Consider the following 4,751-nt stretch of genomic DNA (forward strand, 5'->3'; position numbering starts at 1 on the left):
TTTCCTGTGTATCTGAACCATAACCTAAAACCTCTCATGCTTTTTGTTTTAGATTATAGTTACAGGGTGTGCACTTTTAAACTTTAAATTATATAAAAAAGTGTGCACTTTTAATTTTTAATTCACAAAATTTTCAAAAAATATTGAAAAATCATCAATATCGGTGTTTAATAAAGAGATATAATTTTTTCAAGTAGAGAATCTTATCAATATAAAAACAGAAATAAACAATACAAATATTGTTATTATAACAATGATTTGCACAATAATTAAAAAAGAAAGGAGGGAAAGTAGAAAAATAGAAAAAGATATAACATTTTGTTAAAGATGAAGATTCTTTGAAGTAATTATTGTAGTAGTAGAAAATCTATAAAAGAAAAGAAAGAGAGAAAGTAAGATGATAAAATCAGATAAAAATAGCATACTATTATTCTTATTAGTAATTGCAATATTTGTGTTAGTAGTCTCTCCTGTACATTGTGAACCAAAATATCAATTTAACATGATTTCAGATGAACCTATCTGGGGAGAAACAGGGTTGATATTACAAGCTTTTGAGTCAGGTGTGAACTATTTAAGCGATGGCGATATAGCTATTAAAATGTATCCGGCTGGTGAATGGGGTACCGGTGAAGAAGCCGGTCTTCAATCTTTACAAATGGGAACTCTGGACCTGGTTGTAACCATGTCTGCTAACCTTGGAGTATATACAGATGCTCTTTATGCTTTTGATATTCCTTTTATGTTTGAAAACAGCGTAAATGCAATGAATTTTGCTTTTAAATCAACAACAGAACATACTCCTTTAGTTCAAAAGATGCTTGATAAGGCTAGTGAAGAAAGTGGAATAATGGTATTAAGTATGGCTCCAATGGGAAGAAGAGATATCTTTGCTAATAAACCTATCAATTCAATTGAAGATTTAAAAGGCATGAAAATTAGAACAATGGCAAGCCCAATACAGGTGGATGCCTTTAATTTCATGGGAGCAATTGCAACTCCATTACCATATTCTGAATGTTTTACCGCCTTACAATTAAAAACAGTTGATGCTGCCGAAAATTCTCCAGCTGCTTACACCATGATGAAATTTATTGAAGCTGCTCCTTACTACTTTGGTTCCGATCATTATTCATCAGTTGTAGGGATTGCCATGAGTAAAAAATCCTGGGATTCACTTCCTACAGCTTATCAGAACATTGTAAGACAAGCAGCTGTTGGTGCTATGAATGTTTCAAGCATTTGGGCATTGGGTTCAGCTGATTATTCTTTAAGCAGCGAAGTAAAAGATGGAGCAGAAGGCGTAGTTATGATTACACCTGAAGAAAAGTTAGAGCTAAGAAAAAATGTATTGCCAAAAATGTTAGATAAATATGGAGAACAGATAGATCCTGAAATATTAGAAACTTTGGCACAGGAGGATGAGGTTATTGCAGAATGGTTAAATTCAAAATAATCAGCATCAGACATTAACTCTTACAATCCATAAGAGACAATTTATTTTTGCCTCTTATGGATTGTTAAAAAAGATTTTATAATCTTAGCTAAATGTTCGATGGGATAAAATAAGGAGAAACAAATTGCTGAAGATTTTAGAGAAATTAGTGAATATTTTTACATGGGTTGAAGATAAAATTTTAACCATCTTCCCGCTTCTATTATTACTAGTAAGTATTTTTGCTGTTTTTAACAGATATTTTTTGAAATATTCCATGGGCTGGTATGAAGAGATATCACTCTATTTCTATATGCTTTTAGTATACTGGGGTGCCAGTAAGGCATCGAAAGATGGAAGTCATTACAGTGTTAATTTGATAATTGATAAATATGAAGGCAGAACCCGTAGTTATATCGAGATACTTATCTGGCTGGTATGTCTGTCTATTTCTCTTTTAGGAACTTATTTTGGTTTCCAAATGGCTACTATAACTACAATGAAAACAGTTTCACTTAAAATACCGAATTCAATTATTTTATTTACCACAATAGCAATGGGATTTCTTGGAATGTCTTTAAAATATTTATATAAAATAATTAATGAAATTAAAAAATTAAAAGAAGAAAATAACCAGGCAGGTGTTGCATAATGATAGGAATTTTAATATTTGCAGGCTTTTTAATATTGATTTTATTGGGAATTCCCGTTGCTTTTGCCATGATATTAATGGGGATTCTTTTTATATTGTTCCTCGGGGGGCCATCGGCAACCTTACTACTTCCATTTAACCGTTTAGCTGCTGGGTTTAGCTTTCCCTTGTTGGCAATTTATTTTTATATTTTACTTGGTTCAGTTATGAATGAAACAAAGATATCTGATTACCTGGTTAATTTTTTTATTAAATTAGCAAGTAGAATATTTAAAGTTGGCGTAACTGGAATGATTATGACATTATCCTGTGCTGCAACAGGGGCATTAACCGGTTCTGCTGTTGGTACAACGGCTGCAGTTGGTGGGATATTAATTCCTCAAATGAAAAAGTATAATTATAAACCAAAATATTTGGTTGCATTGTTGTCTTATTCTGGTATCCTAGGCACTTTGATACCTCCTAGTATTTCAGGTTTGGTCTTTGCAATTGTAATTAATCTACCGGTTTTAACTGTATGGATAACAGTAGGTGGTGTCGGATTATTATTTACTATACTATTATTAATAAGTCATTATATAGTGTCAAAAAGACATAATTATGAACCATCTGCAAATGTACCTAAAGAACCGATAATAAACCTGGTAAAAAGTTTCTTTGTAACTTTACCGGCATTATTAGTCCCAATCAGTGTGTTGGGATCTATATATGGAGGTATAGCTACTGCAACAGAAGCAGGGGTAATGGGTGTACTGATGACTATACTTTTAGGGATTTTTTATTACAGAACAATTACCTCAGTAAAGCAGATTACTAAAGCAATCTACGATAGTGCTTGTTCGACCGCAATAATTATGTTTCTAATATGTGCATCTTTTACACTAAGTCATGCATTAACCAGCACTGGAATTATAAAGTTAATGGCCCGAAATATTCTTTTATTGACTGATAACAAATATCTGCTTCTTTTATTGATTGAGTTACTGATTTTATTCCTGGGATGTTTCCTGGATGATGGACCGATTATGATTTTATTAGGACCGATTGCTGCAGCAATTTTAATTCCCATAGGGGTACATCCTTATCATCTAGCAGCTGTATTCGTTTTCACTGGAGTTTTAGCAATGGTTACGCCACCGGTGGGAATAGTTCTTTATGCTGCCTCCGCTGTTGTTGGGATGCCCTTCAGCAATGCAGTTACTGAGATATGGAAGTTTTTTGTGCCCGCATTGATTGTTTTATTAGTAATAACCTTCTTTCCGGCAATTGTCTTGTTTTTACCACAGTTATTGGGTTTAGCATAATTCGGCAATCAAGAAATAAAAAATTCTCTAATCAAAAGGAGGAATAGTCATGGATGAACAAGATAATAACTTACAGGTGGATTTAAATGATGCAAAAAAACAAGTAGAAAAAGCTTGTAAAAGAATGGCACTATTGCATCTCTCTTATGCCAAAACTATCATAAATGAACTAGGTAAAGAAAAAGGGGAAAAATTAGTTTTAAAGGCAATCAAGGATTATGGTATGAGAATTGGAAGAGGGGTAAAAGAGGAAGTTAAAAAACAGGGTTTGACCAATGAAATTGGAAATTATAAAGAGGATTTACCTGAATATGGAATGCATGAAAAAGTAGAACATGCCCAAGTAGATGGTCAGGAAGGATTAAGGTCTTATGGATGTGTTATGGGTAAGTTATGGCATGATATGGGAGAAGATGAGATAGGTAGATTATATTGCTATGTGGATCCAGCTAAATATATGGCCTATAATCCTGATTTTGCCCTGGTTCATAAAAAATCTATTCCTGATGGGGATGATTATTGTGAATTTATCATACGAAATACAACAAAAAAGGAACAGAAGGATTTTTTTGACGAAGACAAAGACTGGTCTTATATAGATAAATAAAAAATTTTGTAAAAAGATAAAAGAGGAGAGTGAATTTAGTGGAGAAAAAAAGAAAAATAAAGTATTACGCCGGGCCTACTTATGAGAAGGAAGATTTAATGAATCTAGAACCAGAATTACTCAGGGCACTGCTTAGAGAAAGAGTTCATCATAATATAGAGGTTCCATTCTATTCGCTTATTACAAAGTGGAAAGGTGAATCGAAACCTAATTTTGGTTTACAGGCACAATTGGCTTTCGATGTTTGGGAAGAAAGAGGCCTTCCGATGGATGAGGAAGATATTCTATGGGCAAAAGAATATTGTGATTTAGCTGAGAAGGTTCGCAATGGAGAGAAGATTGATTGGCAGATTGAACCACATAAACCCTACAGTAAAGAAGAGCTGGAGGTTATTGAAAGATTAATACAGGAAAGATGTTCAATAAGGGACTGGATTGATAAACCAATACCGGAAGAAATGATAAAAAAAATATTGGAAGCAGGCAGAGCAGCCCCAATAGGTTGTAATCTGGACCATCTAAAATTTATTGTATTAAAAGATCCTAAAGAAATTGAAATGATCTGGAGCGATATCCATGTCAAAAATGCAGTGGTTATTGTACTGTGTTATGATACCAGGATTGCTGAAGTAGTAGGGCAGGCTAAACTGGTTCCTCAGAATCCCGGATATGATGCAGCAGCAGCAGGTGATCATATGCTTTTGATGGCTCATGCACTTGGATTAGGGGGTGTCTGGCTTTCCAAGATGATAG

General features: G+C 33.7%; 5 protein-coding genes. All 5 read left to right on the top strand.

Translation table 11 applies throughout. From position 1 onward, the window contains the following. Positions 1–397: 397 nt before the first annotated feature. Positions 398–1,456, top strand: coding sequence for a TRAP transporter substrate-binding protein (locus PHQ99_07840; GenBank protein ID MDD4289481.1), 1,059 nt, complete (start codon positions 398–400; stop codon positions 1,454–1,456). A 124-nt stretch (positions 1,457–1,580) separates the two neighbouring features. Next, positions 1,581–2,087 carry a TRAP transporter small permease gene (locus PHQ99_07845; GenBank protein MDD4289482.1) on the top strand — a complete coding sequence of 169 codons (507 nt, stop codon included), beginning with the start codon at positions 1,581–1,583 and terminating at the stop codon, positions 2,085–2,087. Then, positions 2,087–3,391: a TRAP transporter large permease gene (locus PHQ99_07850; protein ID MDD4289483.1), complete on the top strand. Its 1,305-nt coding sequence runs from the start codon at positions 2,087–2,089 to the stop codon at positions 3,389–3,391. Before PHQ99_07845 ends, PHQ99_07850 begins: the two co-directional genes overlap by 1 nt. Positions 3,392–3,440: 49 nt before the next feature. After that, complete coding sequence (locus tag PHQ99_07855) at positions 3,441–3,998, top strand: L-2-amino-thiazoline-4-carboxylic acid hydrolase (protein MDD4289484.1); 558 nt, start codon at positions 3,441–3,443, stop codon at positions 3,996–3,998. A 38-nt stretch (positions 3,999–4,036) separates the two neighbouring features. Continuing rightward, positions 4,037–4,751 (top strand): nitroreductase family protein (locus PHQ99_07860; GenBank protein MDD4289485.1); only part of this gene is annotated, 715 nt, incomplete at its 3' end.

This window comes from Atribacterota bacterium (assembly GCA_028703475.1).
Taxonomy (GTDB): Bacteria; Atribacterota; Phoenicimicrobiia; order Phoenicimicrobiales; family Stramentimicrobiaceae; genus JAQVMU01.

Coding starts and splice junctions, on each gene's coding strand:
- PHQ99_07840 (MDD4289481.1), top strand. CDS start 398: ATGATAAAATCAGATAAAAATAGCATACTATTATTCTTATTAGTAATT.
- PHQ99_07850 (MDD4289483.1), top strand. CDS start 2,087: ATGATAGGAATTTTAATATTTGCAGGCTTTTTAATATTGATTTTATTG.
- PHQ99_07855 (MDD4289484.1), top strand. CDS start 3,441: ATGGATGAACAAGATAATAACTTACAGGTGGATTTAAATGATGCAAAA.